The following is a 24,090-nucleotide window of genomic DNA, read 5'->3' as shown; positions in this document are numbered from 1 at the left end:
GGGGCGGACGCGGGGGCCGCGGTACGGGCGACCGCCCGGCCGGCGGGGGGAGGTGTCCGGACGCACAGGTGACCGCGGCTCAGCGGTCGGGGGACTTCACCGGGACGGACAGGGGGCGGGCGAGGCCCACCACGGCCTCGTCCAGGCGTTCCAGGTGGCGCAGGACGCGGTCGGTGATGCGGCCGTAGCGGGCGGTGCCGTCGCCGCCCAGGAGGGACGCGATGCTCGGGCCGGTCTCGACCGGCACGGTGACGTCCTCGTCGGCGACGCGGTCCGCGATCGTCACGATGTTGCGCACCGTGCGCCCCGCCGCCCCGCGCAGCCGGGGATCCGCCGCGATCGACGGATGGGTCGGCAGCAGCTCCGCCGTGGCCGCCAGCGAGCGCGCGTGATAGGCGCACGTCTCGAGGAGCGCCACCACGTAGCGCGCGTTGGTGCGCCGGGCCCGCAGCGGGGTCACCGGATGCGTCAGCGGCTGGGTCGCGGCGCGCAGGTCGCCCAGCGCCTGGTCCAGCTCCCGTGCCTTGTCCAGCAGGTCGCCGGCGGGACCGCCGCTGAGCTGACCGACGGCGGCCTCGGTGACCTCGGCGAGCCGCTCCAGCACGGTGACCAGCAGCTCGTTGGTGCGCCGGTCGGTGTTCACCGGCAGCACCAGCGCCGCCGCGACCACCCCGCAGGCCGCCCCCAGCGCCGTCTCCTCCACCCGCAGCACCAGCACCTCCCAGCTGTAGGTGTGCAGCAGGGTGTAGAGCAGCCCGAGCATCGCCGTCACGAAGAACGACATCAGCGTGTAGGACAGCGGCGCCGTGTAGAACATCGCGAAGATCAGCACCAGCACCAGGAAGAACGCCGTCAAGGTGTGCCGGCCCACCAGGGCGGCCAGCAGGATGCCGGCGACGACCCCGAACACCGTGCCCAGCAGCCGCCGGTAGCCCTTGACCAGGATCTCGCCGGTCGAGGCCGTGTTGATGAAGACGATCCAGCAGGTCAGCACTGCCCAGTACCAGCGGTGCGCGGACAGCAGCTCGCCCCCGACGATGGCCAGCGTCGACCCCACGGAGACCTGCACGGCGGCGCGCGTGGTGGGCCTCCGCAGTCCCGTCGGCTGCTCGGCCGCCTCCGCCTCCTCGCCGGCGTCGATGGCGGCGTCCTCGGCGTCCAGCTCCTCCCGCGAGCGGGCCGTCGCCGGACTGTCGTCCGACTCGTCCTGCGGCCCCTCCAGCGCGATACGCAGCCCCATGACCGCGCGCGCGGTCTCGCCGACCGCCCGGAACACGTCCCGTACGGCCGGGGTGGCGACCGGCAGGTTCTCCTCGTCCCGGTAACCGAGCAGCCGGTTGCGCAACTGGGCCACGCCCGTCCCCCCGGCCCCGGTGCGCACCACCAGCGCCCGCAGCGCGAGCAGGTCCCGCCGCAGTACGGCCGTGGCCTCGTCCGGGCCGGGCAGCCGGCCCACCTCCGGGGCGGGCGCGCCGGGCAGATGCAGGGTGAGGGTGTCCGCCCGCTGGGCGCTGCGCGCCGACAGCAGCAGCAGACCGAGCCGCTCGGCGGCGATCTCCGCGTCCGCGATCCGGCGCTGCACCAGCCGCGCCGTCGACTCGTCCGGCGTACCCTCCTCCAGCCGGCTCTGGATCATCAGGGCCGTCTCGTGCAGCCGCGCGGTGCCCTCCCGCATGTCCTCCAGGGCCTTGTCCACCTCGTCGGGACCGGCGTCCAGCAGCGCCAGCTGCGCGGAGACCAGTCGGCCCAGCCGGGCCCGGAAGGCCGTCCGCAGCCGCAGCAGCAGACCGGCGGGCGTCACGGGGACGATCGCGAACCGCACCAGGGCGCTGCACGCGAACGCGACGGCCAGCGCCGCCCACAGCCCCGGCAGCTGCGCGGCGGAGGCGCCGACGAACAGCGACACGAAGTAGACCTGGAAGCCGATCAGACCGAGCGCGGTCCCCCGGTCCCCGAACCGGCGGCCGTACACCGCGGCGAAGATGAGGACGACGAAGAAGGCGTCCCCGACGACGACGCGCTCGCTGAGCACCGCGCCCAGCGACACGGACACCAGCGCGACGGGCAGGCCGACGGCCAGCGTGACCGCCTGCGCGCCGCGCTGCTTCTCCCGGATGGCGAAGGTGGCGACCATCGCCGCCATCGCCCCCGCCACCAGACGGGTGACGTCGAATCCCGCCGAGGCGAGCACGGCCAGCGTCAGCGCGATCGCGCCCACCGTCCGCAGCCCGGCCGTCAGCCGCAGCAGACCGGGGTCGGACGCCGCCAGCTGGTCCCGCAGCCGTGTCCGCACCGAGCGTCCCGCCGCCTTCACTCCACCGCACTCTCTCCCGTCGTGCACCCACGCCCGGATCCCACCGCCGCAGGGCGCGAACCGTCTCCCGCCCCCGGGATCACCGCGCCGCCCGGCCCGCCTCCGCGACGTGCTCCCGCACCTGCTCCGGCGTCAGATAGGCGTCCAGGTACTCGAAGTCCCGCAGGTTGCCCGGCTTGTGCGCCTGGAACCCGGTGCGCACGAAATCGTCGCCGGCGACCGCGTTCAGCAGCCAGTCGGTCATCACCCGGGCCTTGGCGACACCGGTGCGCAGCGCCGACCAGTGGTAGCCGCGGGCCACCGCCTGGGCGGGCAGCCCGTGCAGCTCGACGCCGAGCGGCTTGGACACCGCGTCGGTGCCGCCGAGGTCCACCACGAGTCCGAGGTCGTGGTGGACGTACGGCCGCGTCGGCAGGCCCCGCAGCGTCGCGATGACGTTCTCGGCGACGTGCCGGCCCTGCCGCAGGGCGTGCTGCGCGGTCGGCGGGCACACCGCGTCGTCGCCCTTGGCCACGTCGGGCACCGCCGCCGAGTCGCCGAGCGCGAACACCCCGTCGTGGCCCGGCAGGCACATGTCCGCGTTGACCGCGAGCCGCCCCCGGACGGTCTCCGCGTCGAGCGTGGCGATGAGCGGGCTGGCGACGACACCGGCGGTCCAGATCAGGGTCCGGGTGGGCACCACCCGGCCGTCGGTGAAGGTGACCTCCTCGGCGCCCGCCTTCGCGATGGAGACGCCCAGCGAGATCTCGATGCCGCGCCGGGTCAGGATCTCCTGCGCGCTGCGCCCGAGCCGCTCGCCCAGTTCGGGCATCAGCTTCGGCGCGATGTCGATGAGGTGCCACTTGATCAGGCCCGGGTCGAGCCGCGGGTAGCGCTTGACGGCGGCGTGCGTCAGCCGCTGCAGGCAGGCCGCGGTCTCGGTGCCCGCGTAGCCGCCGCCGACGACCACGAACTGCAGCCGCGCGGCCCGCTCGGCCGGATCGTGGCTGGCGTCGGCCAGGTCGAGCTGGGAGATGACGTGGTCGCGCAGGTAGGCGGCCTCGGCGAGCGACTTGAGCCCGAAGGCGTGGTCCGTCAGCCCCGGGATGTCGAAGGTGCGGGTGACGCTGCCGGGGGCCAGCACGATGTAGTCGTACGGCTCGTCGACGATCTCGCCGTTGACCAGCCGTACGACACAGACCTTGGACTTCAGGTCCACGCCGATGGCCCCGCCCGGGATGATCCGGGTGCGGTACCTCTCGCTGCGGCGCAGGGAGAGCGCGACCGACTGCGGGGCCAGCACGCCGGAGGCCACCTGGGGGAGCAGCGGCAGATAGAGCTGGTAGGAGAACGGCGCCACCAGCGTGAGGTCGGCCTCGTTCGGGGCGAGCCTGCGCTCCAGCCGGCGCACGCACTCCACGCCGGCGAAACCTGCGCCCACCACCAGGATCCTGGGTCGTGTCACGGTGTCCATCCCTTCCTGCGGCTCCAGGGGTCTGCCTCGAACATCGACGACTGACGCGTGCCCCTGTTCGGCACCACGATGCCCGCACCTTCGCCGGAACGCACCGGGAAGGGAACCGGCGGCCGGTTCAGCCGCGCAGGTGGCACAGGAGCAGGCAGACGTCGTCGTCGCGCTCCGAGTCGCTCAGCAGGGGGCGGAGGATCCGGTCCGCCGAGTCCTCCAGATCCGCGTCCAGTTCCGCCGAACCGAACGAGCCCAGGGCCGCCGCGAGCCGTTCGATGCCCGGGTCGATGCCCCGGGCGCGCCGCTCCACCAGCCCGTCCGTGTAGAGCGCGAGCGTCGAACCGGGCGGCAGTCGCTCGGTGTGGTCGCCGATGTCCTGCTTCAGCGGGATGCCGAGCATCGCGCCGGGCTTGGCGTCCAGGGTGCGCACCCGCCCGTCGGGCAGCCGCAGCACCGGCGGCGGATGACCGGCGGCGGCCCACGTCAGCGTCCGCCCGTCCGGATGGAACCGGGCGATGACCGCCGTGGCGAACAGATCGGGCTGGAGATGGCGCAGATACCCGTGCAGCCGGGTCAGCAGCCGGCCGGGGCTGTCGCCGTCGACGGCGTAGGCGCGCAGCGCGGTGCGCAGCTGGCTCATCATCACCGCCGCGTGCAGCCCGTGCCCGGTCACATCGCCGACGACGGTGATCAGACCGCCGTCGCGCTGCCGGAAGGCGTCGTACCAGTCGCCGCCGATGTTCAGCCCGTGCGTGGCGGGGAGATAGCGCGCGGCCAGGCTCAGACCCGGCGTCGCCGGCAGGTCGGTGAGCAGGGCGCGCTGCAGCGTCTCGGCGATGTCCCGGTTGTGCTCGAAGCGGCGGGCGTTGTCGATGGCGGTGCCGGCCCGCCGGGCCAGTTCGAGCAGCATCACGGCGTCGTCCGGGTCCCAGCGCTCACCGGGCGGCGACAGCGTCAGCACCCCCAGCGGCGCCCGGCGGGTCAGCAGCGGGATGCACAGCAGCGGCCGGCCGGGATCCAGGGCCGACGGGGGCTGGTCGTCCACCCCGGGCAGGCCGCCGGGGTGGCCGGCCGCGTACTGGGGGCGCCCGGTGCGGGCCGCGTGGACCGCCGCGCGCGGGTGGGACGTGGGCCGGTACCGGTCGTCCTCCTGGTCGAACAGCCATACGTCGACGTGGTGGGCGTACCGCGGCACCAGCAGCTCCGGCAGCCGGCGCACGATCTCGTCGTGGTTGAGCGAGGCGTTCAGCACGGCGCTCGCGTCCGCCAGGAACGTCAGCCTGCGGCGCGCGTTCTCCGCCTCCTCGCGCGCCCGGCGCTCGGCGGCGAACGCCTCCCGCTGCGCGCGTCCCGCCGCGTCCAGCTCGGCGTGCAGCGCCAGGACGCCCTGGTTGGTCTGGTGCAGCTCCTCCCGGTGGAAGGCGACCAGTTCCTCCTGCTCGGCGAGCTTGTCCAGCACCGCGGCCGTGTCCTCGTCGGCGCCCAGCAGCGCCTCGGACAGGTCGGCCGGCTCCTCCGTCACCGGGCCCGCGTCGGACACCCGGCCCGGCTCGGGGCACGGGACGGTCACCGTCCACGGGGCACGGCCGGCGGCACCCGCGCCGGGGGCCGGCACCACCGTGGCGTGCAGCGTCCCCGCCCCGGCGGGCGAGCCGGGACCGTCCAGGGTGAGCACCCAGACGCCGCCCTTGGTGAGGCACTGCCGCAACTGGCCGCTGAGCGCCGCGGCCAGCCGCGCGCGTGCGACGGTGGGCACCCCGTGCGCCGCCGCCAGCCGGGCCACGGCGATACGGGCGCGAGCCGCGTCCGTGACGGTCCGGATCCGCCAGGTGTGCGTCATGGGCGGTCCGGCGGTGCGGGGGCCAGCACGGCCACGGCGGTGTCGTCCCGCACCGGACGCGCGGAACTGCCGGCGTCGCGGACGGCCACGGCGGCCGTCACGGCCGGGTCGGCGGACGGCGGTCCCGTGTCCGGGGGCGGCGTCCAGCGACTGGGCAGACCGTCGGTGTGCAGGATCAGCAGGCTCCTCGGGGTCCAGGCGACCTCGTCCTCGCGCACGGTGCCCGGCCGGTGCACCCCGACGATGCCGGGCCGGGACAGCAGGGTCCGCCAGCGGTCGCCCTCCCGCAGCCGGGCCGTCACATTGCCGATTCCCGCGAAGCGCAGCCGCCCGGCCCAGGTGTCGAGCTGCGCCACGGCGACGGCCGCGCCCCGGGTGCCGGCCAGCGCCGCGTGGAGCTTCGGCAGGCACTCGGCGGGCGGGAGCCGGGCCCAGTGGCGCAGCTCCTCGACGGCGGCGGTCGAGGCACGCGCCGCCTCGCTCCCGTGGCCGAGACCGTCGGCCAGCATCAGGGTCAGCCGGTCACCGGACCTGACCCAGGCCCAGGCGTCCCCCGAGAAGTCCGCCCCGGCGAACGGGACGTTCACGCCGCCGGCGCGCACACCCGGGGACTCGGCGGAGCCCTCACCGGCGGCGGAGCCGACGCGGGCCACCGCCACGGTGCCCCGGCCGAGGACGCTGTGCAGGGCGAAGTCGTCGGCCAGGCGCCGGCAGGTGCCGAGGCCCGCGCCGAGCGAGCCGGTGGTGGAGAAACCGTCCCGCAGCGCACCGTCCACATCGGAGATCCCCGGCCCGTGGTCGAGCGCGGTGATCTGCACGACCCGTCCCGGCCGGCCCTCACCCGGTACGGGCGGGTCCACGACGTCGACGACCACCTCTCCCGCCTGCGCGTGCTTGAGGAGGTTGGTGGCCAGCTCGGTCGCCACCAGCGCCGCGGCGGCGGTGCGCTGCTCGTCGAGCCCGGCCTCCGCCGCGGCCTCCTCCGCCGCGACCCGGACGTCACGCACCCGGGTCGAGTCCTGCACCGGCACGTACCGGACGCGGGGCATCAGACGTCCTCACGCTGACGCGGCGGCCGGGTCACCCACGAGGTCACCCGCACCGTGGTCCCCGACCCCGGGACGCTCTCGACCTCGAAGTCGTGCACCAGGCGCCGGGCGCCGCCCAGCCCCATCCCCAGCCCGCCGCCGGAGGTGTAGCCGTCGCTGAGCGCCCGGTCGAGGTCGGGGATGCCGGGGCCCGAGTCGCTGAAGGCCAGCCGCAGCCCGTCGGCCCCGCCGGTGGTGACGTGCGACGCCTCCATGAGGCCGCCCCCGCCGTGCACCAGGGTGTTGCGGGCCAGTTCGCTGGCGGCGGTCACCAGTTTCGTCTGGTCCACCAGACCGAAGCCGAGCCGGGCGGCGGCCTGCCGCACATGCTGACGTACCCACACCAGGTCCATGTCCGACCGGATGGGCAGGCGGGCCTCGACGCCCGCGGCGGTGGGCATCACGGACTCTCCTCGCGCACGCCGCCGGAACGCGGCGGCACGACGGGCTGCGCGAGAAGCTCCATCGCCGCCTCGGTGGTGAGCGCGGTACGCAGCCCCGGCAGCGTCAGCCCCAGCTCCACCAGGGTGATGGCGACCGCGGGCCGCATGCCGGCCACCACGGTGCGCGCGGCCAGCAGCTCGGTCTGCGCCGCGGTCTCGGCCAGCACCCGCCCGAGGAAGGAGTCGACGATCTCCACCCCGGAGATGTCGATGACCACCCCCGTGGCCCCGCTGCGGGCGATCGTCTCGGAGAGGTCCTGCTGAAGCTGGTGCGCCGTGCTGTCGTACAGGTCGCCCTGGAGGGTGACCAGCAGAACGTCCCCGAGCCTGAGGACCGGCACATGTCCCGCGACCGGGCGGGCGAACCCCTCGCTCACCGCCGGCCCGCTCCGTCGGGGGCCGTGTGGACGATGTTCGTCCCCAGCTCGTGCAGGCAGTACCCGAGCGCGTCGGCGAGGCTCGCCCGCGTCTTCACCGTGCCGAGGTCCAGACCGAGGTGCACGATGGTCTGCGCGATCGCCGGACGGATGCCGGACACCACGCACTCCGCGCCCATCAGCCGGGCCGCGGCGACCGTCTTCATCAGGTGCTGCGCCACCAGGGAGTCGACCGTCGGCACACCGGTGATGTCGAGGATCGCGAACCGGGCGTGCTGCTCGACGACCGCGTTCAGCAGGGTCTCCATCACCACCTGGCTGCGGGCGCTGTCCAGCGTCCCGATCAGCGGCACCGCCACGATGCCGTCCCACAGCTTGATCACCGGTGTCGCCACCTCCAGCAGCTGAAGCCGCTGCCGGTCGGTGAGCGCCTGTACCTCGCTCAGCGCCGTCTGCATGGCCACCAGACGCAGCGTGCCCATGAGCACGCTCAGCGTGGTCGAGCACTCCCGCAGCCCCTCCGGGGAGGCCTGGTCCAGATCGGCGACCAGGAGGTTCTCCACCGGCGGCCGCAGCGCCGCCAGCTCGCTCGCCACCTGCGTGGCCGACAGCCCCGCGCGGGAGCGGGCCGCCCCCATCCGCGCCAGCTGCTCACGCACCGCCGAGAAGCCCGCGGCGTCGGGGTCCTCGACCCGCTGCGCGTCGGCGACCTGGGCCAGCGCGTCGACGACCGCCTTCCCCGCCTCCACCGCCTCGTCGCGCGAGACCGTGAACACCGTACGGAACAGGGGCTCGTCCGCCCACCGCTGGGCGATCTGCTCGCGCCGGCGCCGCAGGAAGTCCCTGACCTCGTGCGTCGGTGTTCCGAGTGATCCGCCCGCTTCGTGCTCCGGCACCTGTCTGTTCTCCTCGTCGTCGTCGTGTCGCACCGCGCCCGAACGCCGGGGCGGCGATGTGACCTCGGCCGGATGGCCGCTCCCACCACGCTCGGGCGCCGTGGGCGCCGGAACGTGCGGACCGTGCTCAGGCCCCCGGTTCGGCCGGGGCCCCCGGCAGCCCGTCCACGCGCTCCAGCGCCTCGTCGAGGCTCTCCGAGACGGGCACGGTGATGCTCACCCCCGTCAGGTCCAGGATGCGGCGCACCGCGGAGGTGGGGGAGATGATGTGCACGCTCCCCGGCAGCTCACGGGCCTCCTGATAGACCCGGAGGATGATGTTCATGCCGGACGAGTCCATGAAGGGGACCGCCGACAGGTCGAGCAGGAAGTGCCGGCGGCCGTGGTGCAGCTGGTTCGCCAGGTGGTGCTGGAACTCGGTCGCCGTGTCGACGTCCAAGTACCCCTCCACCGTGAGCAGCGCCACGTCCTCACGCGGCAGGGTCACCTCGACGGACAACGGGTCCTGGGCAATGGGCACGAGTACCTCCAACAAGGTGATCAAGCTCTTCGTCGCGCAGCCGCGCGTACCCCCGAATCGCCCGGTCATGCCTCGGCGGCCGGCCGGGGCTCCCTCCTCAGCCGACCCGGATGCCGACGATGCAGGTGTCGTCGTCCGTGTCCGACCTGCTGTAGGTGAGCAGCCGGTCCAGCCGCTGGTCGAGCGTGTCCGGGGCGGTGGCGGCGGTGGTGAGCAGATGGGTCAGCGACTCCTCCACGCTGCGGTCCCGGCGCTCGATCAGACCGTCCGTGTACATCAGCAGGTTGTCCTCGGCGGCCAGCCGCACCTCCGACTCCTCGTACGCCGCCTCCGGTACGGCACCGAGCAGCAGCCCGCGCACCAGCGGCAGCGGAGCGGCCTCGGAGCCCCGCACCAGCACCGGCGGCAGATGACCCGCACGGGCCCACCGCAGCGTGCGCGAGTCCGGGTCGTACAGGCCGCACACGGCGGTGGCGGTGACGCCGCCCGTCAGATGGTGCGTCACGATGTTCAGCCAGGACAGCAGCTGCCCGGGGCCCGCCCCGGTGACGGCGAGACCGCGCAGGGCGTTGCGCAGGACGACCATGCTGGTCGCCGCCTCTATGCCGTGCCCGGCGACGTCGCCCACGCACAGCAGCACCAGCCCGGACGGCAGCACCACGGCGTCGTACCAGTCGCCGCCCACCAGCTGCTCGGCCTCCGCGGGCCGGTAACGGACGGCCACGTCGAGGTCGGGCACCTGCAGCGGCGCCTGGGTGGGCGGCATGATGGCGCGCTGCAACTGCAGCGCCAGCCGGTCGCGTTCGCTGGCCTGCTGCTCGGTGTGCGCGAGCTGGTCGCGGGTGGCCGCCAGCGCCACCTCGGTCCAGTGCTGGGCGGAGATGTCCTGGTAGGCGCCGCGGGTGGTGAGCAGCCGGCCGTCGGTGTCCAGGACCGGCTCGGCGACGACCCGGATGTGCCGGGTCACCCCGTCGGGGCGTTGCAGCCGGAAGGCGGCCGACGCCGGGCGCCGGTGGTGCAGCAGCGTGCGCAGGAAGCGGCCGATGGTGACGGCGTCGTCCGGGTGGGCGTGCGCCGGCAGCTCCTCCAGCGGCACCGGCAGGCTGGACTGCGGACGCCCGTACAGATCGAAGAGCTGCCCGTTCCAGGTGATCTCCCCGGTCAGCAGGTTCTCCTCGAACCCGCCGATCCGGCCGAGCCGCTGGGCGTGCTGGAGCAGGCTCGCCAGGCGGGCCGTCTCGTCCTCGATCCGCCAGATGAACAGGATGCCGGAGCCGTGCCGGCTGACACTGATGTCCGCGACCGCGGACAGCGGCACCTGGTCGACGAGGGCGGTCAGGTTCATGCGCCGGGCACGGAACGGCTCCCCGGTCGCGTACACCCGTTCGATCCGCTGGAACAGCTCGCTGTCCCCGGCGGCCATCGGGTACGCCTCGAGCAGCAGCGCGCCGCTGACCATGGCGCGCGGCCGGCCCGCCGGATCCAGGAAACGGCCGTTGACGTGCTGGATGCGGAAGTCCAGCAGGTTCCCCTGCGCGTCCAGGTACGGCACCAGGACGAGAGCCGGGTCGTACAGCCCGTCGGCCAGGTCCATCAGCTCCGCGGCGTCCGGCGGCGTCCGGGGCTGCCGGTCCGGGCCGCCCGGCGCCGTGTACGTCTCCAGGGTGTGCGCGCACAGCTCCGCCAGGGCCTCCACCTGGCGCACGATCTGCGGCGGCTGCTCGGGCAGCGGAGCCGGCCAGACGATCTCCAGCACGCCGTACACACGGCCCCCCGTACCGGCGGGCAGGGCCGCCCTGCCGCCGTCCGGGTGATGGTGCCGGCCGACACTGGGCAGGCCCCTCTCGGCCAGCGACGTGATCCACAGGCCGTCGCGCTCCGCGAGGCCGCACCGGGCGACCGTCGCCACGTCCGGCGGTACGTAGTACCAGCGCGCCGCCTCCGCGGGGGAGAACCCGGCGCTGCCCGCCAGGGTGAGCGATCCGTCGGCGCCGACCGCCCAGATCGCCACCGCCACCGCGCCCAGCGGACGCAGCGCCTGCGCCAGCAGGGACTCGGCCACGGCCTGGGTGTCGTCCGCGGCCAGCGCCCCGCTCTCGGCCGCGCGCAGCCGTACGGCGGCGGGGTCCGGCCCCGCCTCCTCGGCGGCCCGGGTGGCGGCCAGGAAGGCGTCCGTCACCTCGGACATCCGGTCCCGGGCGGCCTGGTTGATGACCTCGACCGCGAACTCCAGCGGGTTCGTCCCGGCCTGCTCGGTCAGCTCGGCGAGCTGGCGGGCGGCCTGCGAGGGACCGCACCCCAGCCGCTCGACGAGGATGCCCTTGGCGAGTTCGATCAGCGCCCGGCCCTCGGCCTCGGCCTGCGCGGCCCGCACCTCCCGGCTGAGCCGGTCCACGGTGGCCGCCAGCCTGCCCACCGGCGAGTCCGCGGACACCCCGGCGGGTCCGGCCGACGGCCGTTCGAGCCGGGACGTGCCGAGCCGCTCGCCCAGCTGCTCCCCGGGGCTCATGCGGGCAGCCAGCGGCGGACGCAGGCGATCAGGTCCTGGGTGTCGACCGGTTTGGTGACGTAGTCGCTGGCCCCCGAGGCGAGGCTCTTCTCCCGGTCCCCGGGCATCGCCTTCGCGGTGACGGCGATGATGGGCAGCTCGGCGTACCGCTCCATGGCGCGGATCTCGGCCGTGGCGGCGTAGCCGTCCAGCTCCGGCATCATCACGTCCATCAGCACGAGCGCCACGTCCGGGTTGGCCACCAGTCTCTCGATGCCCTTGCGGCCGTTCTCCGCGTGCAGCACCCGGAAGCCGTGCAGCTCCAGGATCCCGCTGAGCGCGAAGAGGTTGCGCGCGTCGTCGTCGACGACGAGGACGGTACGGCCGGAGAACGCGCCGTCCACGACGGTCTGCGGCGCCGGCCGCTGCGGCTCGTCGGGCCGCACCAGCGACAGCACGTCGCCGGGCTCCTCCGCGGAGAGGTGCAGGGCGATGCGTTCGCGCAGTTCGTCGAGGCTGGACAGGAACTCCAGCGCGGTGCCCTCGGCGCGGGACCGCAGCTCCTCCTCCACCGAGGCGTCGGCACGGTGGCCGCTGTGCACCAGCACCGGCACGCTCGCCAGGGCGGCGTCACCCCGCAGCGCCTCCAGGAACCGGGTGACCTCCTCCTGGTCCATGCCGAGCTCCAGCACCACGCAGTGGCACGGATCGGCGGCCAGCGCGCCGGCCGCCTCCTGGGCGCCGACGGCGGTGAGGATGTCGACCGACGGCCGGGAGGTGCCGTCGCCGTGCGCGACGTCCTGGACCACGCTCTCCGCGACCAGGGTCAGCAGCCCCCGGGGCCGCTCCTCCACGACGAGCAGCCGCCGCGGACGCCGGCCGGACGCCGGCCCCGCCTCGACCGCCGCGGGCTGCCGGGCCGGCACCTGGGGCAGGGCCTCGCCCCGCTCCCCGTCCGGGACCACGACGGGCCGCAGCAGCTCCTCGAAGTCAGGCCGGGCCACGGGCAGGAACAGGGTGAACGTGCTGCCCTGGCCCGCGACGCTGTCCACCGTCACCGCGCCGCCCAGCAGATGAGCGATCTCCCGGGTGATGGACAGACCGAGCCCGGTGCCGCCGTACTTGCGGCTCGTCGTGCCGTCCGCCTGCTGGAAGGCGCCGAAGATCGCCTCCAGGTGCTGCTCGGGAATGCCCACACCGGTGTCCCGCACCCGGAAGGCCACCACGGACCCGCCCCGCAGCACGCCGCTGGGCACCTCGTCGTCCGGCGCGGGCTCGATCCGCAGCTCCACGCCGCCCCGCTCGGTGAACTTGACCGCGTTGGACAGCAGGTTGCGCAGCACCTGCCGCAGCCGCGAGTCGTCGGTGAGCAGGTCGGCCGGCGCGCCCGGCGCCGTCGTCACGGTGAAGTCCAGGCTCTTCTGCATCGTCATCGGCCGGAAGGTGGCCTCGACGTACTCGATGAGCCGGCGCAGCTCCACCCGCTCGGGGCTGACGTCCATCTTCCCGGCCTCGACCTTGGACAGATCGAGGATGTCGTTGATCAGCTGCAGCAGGTCCGAGCCGGCCGAGTGGATGATCTGCGCGTACTCGACCTGCTTCGGGCTGAGGTTGCGCGAGGGGTTCTGCGCGAGCAACTGGGCCAGGATCAGCAGGCTGTTGAGCGGGGTGCGCAGCTCGTGGCTCATGTTCGCCAGGAACTCCGACTTGTACTTCGAGGCCAGCGAAAGCTGCTGGGCGCGCGCCTCCAGCTCCTGCCGGGCCTGCTCGATCTGGAGGTTCTTCGCCTCGATGTCCCGGTTCTGCTCCGCGAGCAGCGCGGCCTTGTCCTCCAGCTCGGCGTTGGAGTGCTGGAGTTCCTCCTGCTGGGACTGCAACTCCGCCGAGCGCTCCTGCAGTTCGGCGGTGAGCCGCTGCGACTCGACGAGCAGCTCGTCGGTACGGGCGTTGGCCACGATGGTGTTGACGTTGACGCCGATGGTCTCCATCAGCTGGGCCAGGAAGTCCTGGTGGGTCTGGGTGAACGGGGTCACCGACGCCAGCTCGATCACGCCGAGGACCTGGCCCTCGACCACGATGGGCAGCAGCACCAGCGCGGTCGGCACCACCTGCCCCAGCCCGGAGGAGATGGTGACGTAGTCCGGCGGCAGCTCGTCCACCGTGATGGTGCGGCGGCTGCGCGCGGCCTGGCCGACCAGGGTGCGGCCGAAGGCGATCCGGGTGGGCCGGCCGTCGTCGTCGGGGTAGCCGTAGGAGCCGACGAGCCGCAGCTCGGGGCCGCCGTCGCCGTCCTCCGCGAGATAGAAGGCGCCGTACTGGGCCGACACCAGCGGCACCAGCTCGTCCATGATCAGCTCGGCGACCACCGACAGGTCGCGGTGGCCCTGCATCAGGCCGGAGACCCGGGCGAGGTTGGTCTTGAGCCAGTCCTGCTCCTGGTTGGCCCGGGTGGTCTCGCGCAGGGACTCCACCATCGCGTTGATGTTGTCCTTGAGCTCGGCGACCTCACCGGAGGCCTCCACGTTGACGGAGCGGGTCAGGTCGCCCTCGGCGACCGCGCTGGTGACCTCGGCGATCGCCCGGACCTGCCGGGTGAGGTTGCCCGCCAGCTCGTTGACGTTCTCCGTGAGCCGCTTCCACATGCCGGAGACGCCCTCGACCTCCGCCTGGCCGCCGAGGCGGCCCTCGGTGCCGACCTCGCGGGCGACGCGGGTGACCTCGTCGGCGAAGGCGGAGAGCTGGTCGACCATCGTGTTGATGGTGTTCTTGAGTTCGAGGATCTCGCCGCGGGCGTCCACGGTGATCTTCTGCGACAGGTCGCCCTTGGCGACCGCCGTCGTCACCTGGGCGACGTTGCGGACCTGCGCGGTGAGGTTGCCCGCCATCGCGTTCACCGAGTCCGTCAGGTCGGCCCAGGTGCCCGAGACCCCCGGCACCTGCGCCTGGCCGCCCAGCGCCCCCTCGGTGCCGACCTCGCGGGCCACCCGGGTCACCTCGGAGGTGAACACCGAGAGCTGGTCCACCATCCCGTTGAAGACCTTGGCGATGTCCCCCATGAGGCCGTCCGCGTCGTCCGGCAGCCGGGTGCCGAAGTCCCCGTCCCGCACGGCCGTCAGCCCCGCCAGGAGCCGCCTCAGCTCCTGGTCCCCCGGCGTCGCCTCGGTCCCCTCGGTGCTCCTGCTGGTCATGCGCACCCTCGTTCCGGCCAGAGATCAGTGCGCGTTTCCGCAGTTCACGGATGTGCGCGATGAGAAAATACGCCGAAGGCTAACCCAGGTCGCGGGTGCGGAACAAAGCGTGGGACCACCGGGGGAATCGATCCGCGAAAACTCGGGGCCGCGTGCATACATCGGCTCATGAGGGGTACTCAGCGGGATTTTCCTCGGTGCGCGAAGTCCCGTCGTACCGGCGTGCGGTTTTGGTCCACGCCTTTCGAATGCGCGCGCGCCTGACGGGTATTTGCTGCTGTGGAGCTGGGCGACGCCCAGGGGATCCGCCGTCATCGGGGAGGCAAGGAGCAGTGCCCATCGACAGCATCTGGTCGTACGCGCCGGACCTGGACCAGGTCCGGGGGCAGGACCTCACGGGCTACACCGTCGTCGCGAGCGACGGCACCATCGGCCATGTGGACCGGCAGGCCGACCACCACGGCATGCGGCACCTCGTCGTCGACACCGGGGTGTGGGTGTTCGGCCGCAGCCTCCTGGTGCCGGTCGGCGTCGTCGCGGCCGTCCACGCCGGGGAGCGCCAGGTGACGTTGGCCTGCACCAGGGCCGAGGTGAAGGCGGCACCCCGGTTCCGCACCGACAGCGAGACCATGGACCCCGCCTATCTCACCGCGGTCGGTGATTACTATCACCGGCTGCCGACGCGCGAGAGCCCCACCGGGTGACCACCGCACGACGGACGCGTCCGGCCGACGGCACGGGGGTGCGCACCGCCGCCGGCGCGCGGGCGCACGCCGAGGCGACGGTGCGGGCGCGCTGGGACTCCGAGGGCCGCACCCCGCACCACCAGGACATGATCGACCTCTCGCTCGTCGTGTCGGAGCTGGTCACCAACGCCATCCGGCACGGCGCCGGACTGGCCGGCTTCGACGCGTGGACGACGGGGGAGGGCGTACGGATCGCCGTCCACGACCACAGCGACGTCATCCCCGAGGCCGCCGGCGGGACCGGCGACCTGCCGGCCGTGCACCGGGGCAGCGGTTACGGCTGGCCCCTGGTGATCCGGCTGGCACGGGACATCGACGTGCGCAGGCGCCCCGGCGGCGGCAAGACCATCAGCGTGCTGGTCCCCCTGCGCGACGCGCCGGCCTAGGTTCACCAGGGCAGGAAGACGTGGATGTCCTTGCCGTGGTCGTCGCTGACGACGCTGACCTGGTCGCACAGCGTGTGGATCAGGTGCCAGCCGATCCCGCCGCCGCCGCGGTTGGGGTGGAAGGGCCGCGGGGCCGGCTCGGTGGTGCTGGTGTCGTGCATCACCACGTGCACCCCGTCGAACGTTCTGCGCAGACGCAGCTGGAACGGGCCCGGCGCGTACTGCACCGCGTTGGCGGCCAGCTCCGTGACCACCAGGAGTATGTCGTCCCAGTGCTCCGGAGCCGACGGCGCCGACACACGGGCCAGGTCGAAGAGGAACTCCTCCGCGACCAGGCGTGCGTCCGTCACATCGTGCAGCTCCCCCGGGAAGCTGGCGATGCGGCTCGTGATGTCCTCGGCAGCCAGTGTCCTGTCCCTACGCGGCTCGCGTGCCATCTCGCCTTCCAGGCCCCGTCGTCGCGGGGCAGTCGTCCTCGCGTCTGCGCCCCTCGAACTGTGGGTTCCCGTGCGGGCGGAGCCTACGCGCCCGCATGCCCGTGCCCGCCCGGTGACAAACCCGTCACCGACCGGCAGCGGCTCCCGGAGGCCTGCCCGGCGACGTCCGTCCCGCCCGCCGCACGACGCCCGGCAGGCCCTCTCCCGGCGAGGGGGACCCTCAGCCGCGTCGCCGAACCGCCCATGCGGCTCCTCCGCTCCCGGCTTCGCCCGGGCGGGGGGATCCCATGAGCGGCCCCCGTCGAGGGCGCTCCGGCGCCTTGCGGCCGCACGCTCGAACCGGGCTCGCGCGGGGGCACCCGCATCGCCGCCCCGCGGCCCGCCCTCCGGGCGGACGACGCGAAGGGGCGGTCAGGCCCCCGCCCTCTCCGGACGCTCAGCGGAAGACGTTGTCCGAGTCGTCCCAGGCGGACGGCTCGTCCGCGGCCGGTGTCCGTCCCGGACGGGTCCGCGAGTGGTACATCGCGTCGATCTCCAGCGCGTAGTGCCGCACGATCTCGTCCCGGCGCAGCTTCATCGACGGCGTCAGCAGCCCGTTGGCCACGTCGAACGGCTCGGGCAGCACCCGGAACACCCGGATCGACTCCGAGCGCGACACACTGCTGTTGGCCGCGGCGACCGCCCGCGCGATCTCCTCCCGCAGCGCGTTCTCCTCCCGCGCCTCCCGGGCCGGCGCGTCGCCCGGCAGGGACAGCGCCGCCCGCCAGTCGTTGATGAACTCCGGGTCCAGCGTGATCAGGGCACCCACACACGGCCGGTTGTCGCCCACGACGACGGCCTGGTGGACCAGCGGATGCATCCGCAGCCGCTGCTCCAGGGCCGCCGGCGCCACGCTCTTGCCGCTGCTCGTGATGATGATGTCCTTCTTGCGGCCGGTGATCGTGAGGTAGCCCTCGGCGTCCAGCCGGCCCAGATCGCCGGTGGCCAGCCAGCCGCCCCGCAGCACGGCCCGGGTGGCGGCCTCGTCCCCCACGTACCCCTGGAACACCGACGGCCCGCGCACCAGGATCTCCCCGTCGCCGGCCACCTCGATCTCGGTGCCCGGCAGCGCCTGCCCCACGGTGCCGGACTTCTCCCGCCCGAACGGCTGCATCGTCACCCCGCCGCTGGTCTCGGTGAGCCCGTAGCCGTCGTGGACGTAGATGCCGATCCCCTCGTAGAAGAGGGACAGGTCGCGGTTGAGCGTCGATCCCCCGGAGGTGGCCCGCAGCACCCGGCCGCCCAGCGTGGCCCGCAGCCTGCGGTAGACCGTGCGCTCGTACAGGGCGTGCTGCAGCCGCAGGTCGAGGCCCGGCCCGGAGCCGAGTCCCAGCCGCTGCCGTTCCAGCGCGGCGGCGAAGTCCTGCGCCGTGCCGGCCGCCCGCTCGAACAGGGCGCCGCGGCCCGAGAGCTGTGCCGAGCGCAGGAAGTTCTTGTAGATCTTCTCCAGCAGCGACGGGACGGCGTACAGATAGGTGGGCCGGAAGGTGCGCAGGGCCGAGGACAGGGACTCCCCGCCGATGTCGGGTTCGTGCCCCATCAGCAGCCCGCCGCGCACGCACAGCACCTGGATCATCAGACCGTAGACGTGGGAGAAGGGCAGGAAGGCGAGGACGGCGGCCTGCTCGCCGGGGGGCGCCGTGACGTGGCCCCAGCCCGCCAGCAGGGTGTCGCTCATGAAGGCCAGGCCGCGGTGGCTCAGCGCGCAGCCCATGGCGTGGCCGGACGTGCCGGAGGTGTAGGCGACGACGGCCGTGGAGTCCGGCAGGACGATGCGGCGCATCGAGTCGACCGTGGCCGCCGGGATGAACTCGCCGCGCGCCACGAGCTGGTCCAGCGCGCCCGCGTCCAGCTGCCACACGTGCCGCAGCGCCGGCAGCGCGGCGCACACGGACCCGACGGTCATCACGCCCTGCTCGTCCTCCACCAACACGGCCACACAGCCGGAGTCCCGCAGGATCCACTCCACCTGCTCGCGCGAGGAGGTCGGGTAGATGGGGACGACCTCGGCGCCCACCGTCCACAGGGCGTGGCCCAGGAGGGTCCACTCGTAGCGGGTGCGCGCCATGATCGCCACCCGTGCGCCGGGCGAGATCCCGGACGCCACCAGGCCCTTGGCCAGGGCGACGACCTCGTCGCGGAACTCGATGGCGGTGATCCGTTCCCAGGTGGCGGAGGCCGGACCGGCGCGGTGGGCGAGCATCGGCAGCCCGGGGCTCTCGGCCGCAGTCTCGAAGAGGCTGTCGGCGAGACCGCCGGCCAGGGGCGAGGCGGACGGGGGAGCGAGAGCGAGGTCGCGCATGCACTGCTCCTGACGTGTACGGGCTGTGACTCGGCCGATGGGCACCGTCATCGGCGGTGCCTGAATGTAGCCGAGCCGGAGCGGCCGCGCGCCGGGATCGCGCCAAGTGTGTCCGCACTGATGATCTCGCCGTTTTCGGGGGACCCGGACGGCATGAGCTACGTCAACCCAGATCCCGAACCGGAACGCAGCACCGGTCTCGAACCGGGCGGCGGCGTCCCCCCGGGCGAGACCCCGCCCGCGGAGAGCAGCATGCCCGAGGCGGGCCCCCGGGAGACGCACAACCCGACCAAGGGCTGGGCCAAGGGCCCGATGGCCGCGATCCTCGTCCTCGTGGCGCTGATCGCGGCGTTCTTCCTGGTCTACGCCATCATCCTCATCCTCTGACGCCGTTACCCGAGAGGAGCGGACCCCGTACGCCCCGCCCCCTGGGTGTGCCGTACGCACTCCGTGACGACGTCCCTCAGACTCCCCGTGCGTTCCAGCAGGGCGCGCTGCACCTGCGCCCCGTTGCCGTCGCGCAGCAGCCGGGCGCAGCCCTCGCGGGCGCGCTCCAGGTCGCCGAGGTCTTCCAGCGCCTCGGCGACATGGTCGATGAGGGCCCGTACGACGGCCTCGGCGGGCATGCGGCGCATGGTCTGCGGGTGGAGCAGCTCACTCGTCAGCCCCGCCCTGGCCGCCTGCCAGGCGGCCAGCCGGAGCAGGCTGACGCCGGGGTCCGCCGGCTCCCGGCCGGCCCGCCACTCGCGTGCCGCGGTCTCCACCAGTGCGCGGGCGAGGGTGGCGATCAGCGCCGCCGTCTCCGCGTGCAGACAGACGTCGGAGACGCGGATCTCCACCGTCGGGTACCGCTGGGAGAGCCTGGCGTCGAAGTAGACCATCTTCTCGTCGAGGATGACGCCGGTGGCCACCATGTCGGCGACCCGCCGGTGGTAGCGCTCGGCCGAGCCGAACGTCTCGGTCGGACCGGCGGACGGCCAGCGCTGCCAGACCCGGCTGCGGTAGCTGTTGTACCCCGTCTCCTTGCCCTGCCAGAACGGGGAGTTCGTGCTCAGCGCCGCCAGCACCGTCAGCCAGGGCCGCAGCCGGTCCACGACCCCGACGCCCTCCTCGTCGGACTCGACGGACACATGGACGTGGCAGCCCAGGACGAGCTGTTCCCGGGTGGCGATGCCGTACTGCTCCTCCATCCACTGGTACCGCCGGTTGACGCCGATGGCCGGGCTGACCGGCAGCGGCGAGGTGGCGAGGGCGGCGACGGTGCAGCCGATCTTCCCGGCGTGCCCGGCGGCCTCCTCGCGGCAGCGGACGATCTCCGCGTGCAGGCTCTCCATCGAGGACTGCGGATGCGTGGCGAACTCCAGCATCTGCTCGTGCAGTTCCTTCTCGAAGACGTCCTGTTCCGCGCCGTCCAGGGCGGCGCGGGCGAGTACCGCCGCGGACATCGCCCGCGGTTCGCCGCTCTCCGGATCGACCAGGAGGAGTTCCTCCTCCACTCCGACGGTGCGCACCTGGTGCCGCCCTTCTGTGACCTGCCGTGACGACGCCGAGAAGTCCTCGGCCGTACGACCCCGAATGCCCCGGTCGGAGCGTCGGACACCTGGCGGCGTCGCCGGACCCTCACAGAGCGATCGGCGTCAGCCACACTGTCGCGAGCGGCGGCAGCGTGAGCCGTACGGTGCCGTCCTCGGGCTTGACCGGGTCCGGGTTCGTGACGTCCCCGCCGCCGTAGTGCGCGGCGTCGGTGTTGAGGGCCTCCTGCCAGGCGATCACGTCGTCGCCGACGGCGAGCGGGTAGTCGTGCCGGACCACGGGGGAGAAGTTCGACACCGCGAGCAGCGGCCGGCCCTCGGTGTCGTACCGCAGGAACGCGAAGACGTTGTCGTCGGCCGCGTCCACCGACACCCAGCGGAAGCCGGACGGGTCGGTGTCGCGCTGCCACAGCGCCGGGGTCGCCCGGTAACGGGTGTTGAGGTCGCGCACCAGGTCCCGCACCCCGCGGTGGTCGCCCGCGGAGTGGTACCCGTCGTCGAGCAGCCACCACTCCGGGCCGGCCTTCTCGGACCACTCGGCCCCCTGCGCGAACTCCTGCCCCATGAACAGCAGTTGCTTGCCGGGGTGGGCCCACATGAAACCGAGGTAGGCCCGCACGTTCGCCCGCCGCTGCCACCAGTCGCCCGGCATCTTCGACACCAGCGCCTGCTTGCCGTGCACCACCTCGTCGTGCGAGATGGGCAGCACGTAGTTCTCGCTGTAGGCGTACACCATCGCGAACGTCATCTCGTGGTGGTGGTACTTGCGGTGCACCGGCTCGTGGGAGACGTACTCCAGCGAGTCGTGCATCCAGCCCATGTTCCACTTCAGGCCGAACCCGAGACCGCCGGTGTCGGTGGGCCGGGTCACCCCGCCCCACGCCGTGGACTCCTCCGCGATGGTCACCACGCCGGGGCAGCGCCGGTACACGGTCGCGTTCATCTCCTGGAGGAACCCCACCGCCGCCAGGTCCTCCCGGCCGCCGTACGCGTTCGGCTCCCAGCCGCCGTCCTCGCGCGAGTAGTCCAGGTAGAGCATGGAGGCCACCGCGTCCACCCGCAGCCCGTCGATGTGGAACTCCTGGCACCAGTACACGGCGTTCGCGACCAGGAAGTTTCGCACCTCGGTGCGGGCGAAGTCGAAGGTGTACGTCCCCCAGTCGGGGTGCTCCGCGCGCCGGGAGTCCCCGGGCTCGTACAGCGGGTCCCCGTCGAACCGGGCCAGCGCCCAGTCGTCCTTCGGGAAGTGCGCCGGCACCCAGTCCATGATCACGCCGATCCCGGCCCGGTGCAGCGCGTCGACCAGGTACTTGAAGTCGTCCGGTGTGCCCAGCCGCGCGGTCGGCGCGTAGAAGCCGGTGACCTGGTAGCCCCAGGACGGTCCGAAGGGGTGCTCGGCGACCGGCATCAGCTCGACGTGGGTGAAGCCGAGGTCCTTGACGTACGCCGGGAGCTCCTCGGCGAGTTCGCGGTACGTCAGTCCCGGCCGCCAGGACGGCAGGTGCACCTCGTAGACGGAGAACGGCGCCTCGTGCACGGGCGTCGCCGCCCGCCGCGCGAACCACTCGGCGTCGCCCCACTCGTAGTGCGAGGCCGTCACGACGGACGCCGTGTTCGGCGGCGCCTCCGTGCGCCGCGCCATCGGGTCGGCCTTGAGGAACCGGTGGCCGTAGCGGGAGTGGATCTCGAACTTGTAGCAGGTGCCCTCGCCGACACCGGGCAGGAACAGCTCCCACACCCCGGACGAGCCCAGCGAGCGCATCGGGAACGCCGTGCCGTCCCAGTGGGTGAAGTCGGCGGCGACCCTCACCCCCTGCGCGTTCGGCGCCCACACCGTGAAGCGGGTGCCGGTGACGCCCTGGTGGGTCATGGGGTGCGCGCCGAGCGCCGTCCACAGCTCCTCGTGCCGGCCCTCACTGATCAGATGCAGGTCGAGCTCGCCGAGCGCGGGCAGGAACCGGTACGGGTCGTGCGTCTCGACGGCCTCGTCGTCGCCGTAGGCCACCGTCAGCGTGTACGCGGGAACCGCGTCCAGCGGCAGTACACCGGAGAACAGGCCGTCGCCCTCCGACACGAGCGGGGTGCGCGCGCCGCCGACGACCACGCCCACCTCACGGGCGAAGGGACGCAGCGCCCGGAAGGCGATCCCGCCGGGCACCGGATGGGCGCCGAGCAGCGCGTGCGGATCGTGGTGGGCGCCCGCCAGCAGGCGCCCCCGGTCGGTCGGGTCGAGGGCGGGTGCGGCGCCGGGGGGCGCGGCGGCGGACGGGACGGGCCCGGCCGACTCGGGAAGCGGGGTGTCACGCAGGGCCACGGCTTCAGTCTCCTCTCACGGCGAGGCGCTCGATCGCCGCCATGGGTACGGGCAGCCAGTCGGGTCGGTGCCGGGCCTCGTACAGCACCTCGTACACGGCCCGGTCCGTCTCGTAGGCGCGGAGCAGGCCGTGCTTCTTGCGCGGGTCCCAGCCGGCGCGGGCGGCGTAGCCCGCGCAGTAGGCCTCACGGCAGCGGCGCGCCCACTCCGGGCGCCAGGGGCGGCGCTGGCGGGCGGCGTAGTCGAAGGAGCGCAGCATCCCGGCGATGTCCCGCACGGGGGAGTGGGCGCTGCGCCGTTCGGAGAGCGGCCGGGACGGCTCGCCCTCGAAGTCGATGACGAACCACTCGCGCCCCGCCCGCAGCACCTGCCCCAGATGCAGGTCGCCGTGGACGCGCTGGGCGGGCGGCCCGGCGTCGCAGGTGGTCAGGGCGGCGAAGGCGGCCCGAAGCCCCGGCACGAACGGCTGGAGCACGGGGACGGCGTGCGCCGCGGCGGTCAGCCGCTCGGTCATCGCCGCAGCCGTCCGCCCGTTCTCGCCGGGCGCGCCGATGGGGAACGCCGTGGACAGCGCCAGATGGACGTCCGCCGTGGCCCGGCCGAGCGCGTGCGACTGCGCGGTGAAGTCGTCACCGGCGGCGAGCGCGTCGAGGGCCAGCGTCCAGCCGTCGGAGGCGTTGCGCAGATACGGCTGGAGCACGCCGAGCGTCGCGTTGAACGGATGCGTGGTGCGCAGCCAGGCCACCGGGGCGGGCACCCGGTGGCAGCCCTGCCGGGCCAGCGCCCCGGGCACCTCCAGGTCCGGGTTGACGCCGGGCTGGATGCGCCGGAACACCTTCAGGATGTACTCGTCGCCGTACACCAGCGAGGAGTTGGACTGCTCGGCGGTCATCAGGCGCGGCACCAGCCCGGCGGGCACCTGCTGGGACCCGTCGCACTCGAAACGCAGCGGGCCCGCCGCGCCGGGGTGGCGCAGCCGCTCCAGGAGCAGCTGGGCGGCGCGCGGGTCGTGCAGGGCGTCGTAGACCGTCAGCCCGGCCAGCCTGCCGTCCGGCACCCTGCCGATGAGCGCCTTGCCGAGCCGCGGCGAGGGGCGCTCCCGTACGCCGAGGAGGAGCTGGTAGCAGTCACCGGCCGGGGGAGTGCCGCCGGGAGCGGGCACGCCTCCGTGGCCGGCGTGCACCAGCATGTGCAGACAGCCCGGGAACAGCTCCGTCATCGACAGCACACCGAGGTCGGTGACGGGCCGGTCCTTGCCGGCGAACCAGCGCTGCAGCGGCAGCCACTCGCGCAGCAGCCCGGTGAGCGACTCCATGGACTCGGCGGGCGCGCTTCGCGGCCGCAGGAACGCGGTCTTCGTCATGGTGACGCCTCCTCTCCCCGGCACACGCTCACAGTCGTCGGCCGATGCGGGACGCGACTCGGGTGAGCCGGAACCAGTAGAAGCCGTGGCCCCCGAGGGTCAGCAGATACGGCAGCTCGCCGACGGCCGGAAAGCGCACCCCGCCGAACAGCTCGACCGGGTGCCGTCCGTCGAACTCGCGCAGGTCCAGCTCGGTGGGCTGGGAGAAGCGGGAGAAGTTGTTCACGCAGAGCACCAGGTCGTCCTCGTACTCGCGCAGGAAGGCGAGAACGGCCGGGTTGGAGGACGGCAGCTCGGTGTAGGAGCCGAGGCCGAACGCCGGGTTCTGCTTGCGGATCTCGATCATCCGGCGGGTCCAGTGCAGCAGCGA

19 protein-coding genes are annotated in these 24,090 nt (G+C 73.5%); 3 read left to right on the top strand and 16 right to left on the bottom strand.

Annotated features, from left to right (window positions below):
- Window positions 1-79: 79 nt before the first annotated feature.
- The 10 genes from ACZ62B_RS36270 to ACZ62B_RS36225 form a co-directional block, all read right to left on the bottom strand.
- A complete protein-coding gene (locus tag ACZ62B_RS36270) occupies window positions 80-2,314 on the bottom strand; it encodes an FUSC family protein (RefSeq protein WP_344569662.1) in 2,235 nt (744 codons plus the stop codon).
- 79 nt (window positions 2,315-2,393) lie between these two features.
- On the bottom strand, window positions 2,394-3,767 hold the full coding sequence (locus ACZ62B_RS36265) for an NAD(P)/FAD-dependent oxidoreductase (protein ID WP_344569664.1): 1,374 nt from the start codon (window positions 3,765-3,767) through the stop codon (window positions 2,394-2,396).
- 118 nt (window positions 3,768-3,885) lie between these two features.
- Window positions 3,886-5,601: a PP2C family protein-serine/threonine phosphatase gene (locus ACZ62B_RS36260; RefSeq protein ID WP_468727006.1), complete on the bottom strand. Its 1,716-nt coding sequence runs from the start codon at window positions 5,599-5,601 to the stop codon at window positions 3,886-3,888.
- The gene (locus ACZ62B_RS36255) at window positions 5,598-6,650 is read right to left on the bottom strand and encodes an ATP-binding SpoIIE family protein phosphatase (RefSeq protein WP_344569668.1); all 1,053 of its coding nucleotides are present in this window, start codon (window positions 6,648-6,650) and stop codon (window positions 5,598-5,600) included. The genes ACZ62B_RS36260 and ACZ62B_RS36255 overlap by 4 nt, the downstream gene beginning before the upstream one ends.
- Entirely contained in the window at window positions 6,650-7,090 is a 441-nt protein-coding gene (locus ACZ62B_RS36250) for an anti-sigma regulatory factor (protein WP_344569670.1), read from the bottom strand. The genes ACZ62B_RS36255 and ACZ62B_RS36250 overlap by 1 nt, the downstream gene beginning before the upstream one ends.
- Complete coding sequence (locus ACZ62B_RS36245) at window positions 7,090-7,509, bottom strand: STAS domain-containing protein (protein WP_344569672.1); 420 nt, start codon at window positions 7,507-7,509, stop codon at window positions 7,090-7,092. Before ACZ62B_RS36245 ends, ACZ62B_RS36250 begins: the two co-directional genes overlap by 1 nt.
- The gene (locus tag ACZ62B_RS36240) at window positions 7,506-8,405 is read right to left on the bottom strand and encodes an STAS domain-containing protein (RefSeq protein ID WP_344569674.1); all 900 of its coding nucleotides are present in this window, start codon (window positions 8,403-8,405) and stop codon (window positions 7,506-7,508) included. Before ACZ62B_RS36240 ends, ACZ62B_RS36245 begins: the two co-directional genes overlap by 4 nt.
- A 127-nt stretch (window positions 8,406-8,532) precedes the next feature.
- A complete protein-coding gene (locus ACZ62B_RS36235; RefSeq protein ID WP_344569676.1) occupies window positions 8,533-8,925 on the bottom strand; it encodes an STAS domain-containing protein in 393 nt (130 codons plus the stop codon).
- A gap of 97 nt (window positions 8,926-9,022) precedes the next feature.
- Window positions 9,023-11,434, bottom strand: a complete 2,412-nt coding sequence (locus ACZ62B_RS36230; protein ID WP_344569678.1) for a SpoIIE family protein phosphatase — start codon at window positions 11,432-11,434, stop codon at window positions 9,023-9,025.
- Window positions 11,431-14,601, bottom strand: coding sequence for an ATP-binding protein (locus ACZ62B_RS36225; protein WP_469693677.1), 3,171 nt, complete (start codon window positions 14,599-14,601; stop codon window positions 11,431-11,433). The genes ACZ62B_RS36230 and ACZ62B_RS36225 overlap by 4 nt, the downstream gene beginning before the upstream one ends.
- A gap of 332 nt (window positions 14,602-14,933) precedes the next feature.
- Between ACZ62B_RS36225 and ACZ62B_RS36220 the strand changes: the two genes are divergently transcribed.
- Entirely contained in the window at window positions 14,934-15,305 is a 372-nt protein-coding gene (locus ACZ62B_RS36220) for a PRC-barrel domain-containing protein (RefSeq protein WP_344569682.1), read from the top strand.
- Window positions 15,302-15,733 (top strand): ATP-binding protein, encoded by a 432-nt coding sequence (locus ACZ62B_RS36215; protein ID WP_344569684.1) that lies wholly within the window; start codon window positions 15,302-15,304, stop codon window positions 15,731-15,733. Before ACZ62B_RS36220 ends, ACZ62B_RS36215 begins: the two co-directional genes overlap by 4 nt.
- Before the next feature lie 2 nt (window positions 15,734-15,735).
- On the opposite strand, the gene ACZ62B_RS36210 is transcribed toward ACZ62B_RS36215, so the two are convergent.
- Both ACZ62B_RS36210 and ACZ62B_RS36205 read right to left on the bottom strand, forming a co-directional pair.
- The gene (locus tag ACZ62B_RS36210; RefSeq protein WP_073935955.1) at window positions 15,736-16,170 is read right to left on the bottom strand and encodes an ATP-binding protein; all 435 of its coding nucleotides are present in this window, start codon (window positions 16,168-16,170) and stop codon (window positions 15,736-15,738) included.
- Between the two features lie 436 nt (window positions 16,171-16,606).
- Window positions 16,607-18,511 (bottom strand): AMP-dependent synthetase/ligase, encoded by a 1,905-nt coding sequence (locus ACZ62B_RS36205; protein WP_344569689.1) that lies wholly within the window; start codon window positions 18,509-18,511, stop codon window positions 16,607-16,609.
- Between the two features lie 153 nt (window positions 18,512-18,664).
- Here ACZ62B_RS36205 and ACZ62B_RS36200 point away from each other — a divergent pair, with 153 nt between their 5' ends.
- Window positions 18,665-18,898, top strand: coding sequence for a DUF6480 family protein (locus ACZ62B_RS36200; protein WP_344569691.1), 234 nt, complete (start codon window positions 18,665-18,667; stop codon window positions 18,896-18,898).
- Window positions 18,899-18,903: 5 nt separating this feature from the next.
- Here the strand turns inward: ACZ62B_RS36200 and ACZ62B_RS36195 are convergent, their stop codons facing one another.
- The 4 genes from ACZ62B_RS36195 to ACZ62B_RS36180 form a co-directional block, all read right to left on the bottom strand.
- Window positions 18,904-20,022, bottom strand: coding sequence for a glutamate--cysteine ligase 2 (locus ACZ62B_RS36195; protein ID WP_344569693.1), 1,119 nt, complete (start codon window positions 20,020-20,022; stop codon window positions 18,904-18,906).
- Between the two features lie 109 nt (window positions 20,023-20,131).
- Window positions 20,132-22,357, bottom strand: a complete 2,226-nt coding sequence (glgB, locus tag ACZ62B_RS36190) for a 1,4-alpha-glucan branching enzyme (protein ID WP_344569695.1) — start codon at window positions 22,355-22,357, stop codon at window positions 20,132-20,134.
- A gap of 4 nt (window positions 22,358-22,361) precedes the next feature.
- On the bottom strand, window positions 22,362-23,720 hold the full coding sequence (locus ACZ62B_RS36185) for a maltokinase N-terminal cap-like domain-containing protein (RefSeq protein WP_344569697.1): 1,359 nt from the start codon (window positions 23,718-23,720) through the stop codon (window positions 22,362-22,364).
- Between the two features lie 28 nt (window positions 23,721-23,748).
- A partial coding sequence (locus tag ACZ62B_RS36180; protein WP_469693673.1) for an alpha-glucosidase C-terminal domain-containing protein occupies window positions 23,749-24,090 on the bottom strand: 342 nt, incomplete at its 5' end.

Source organism: Streptomyces sp. NPDC053426 (assembly GCF_055585405.1).
This window is presented reverse-complemented; position numbering and strand designations above follow the sequence as displayed.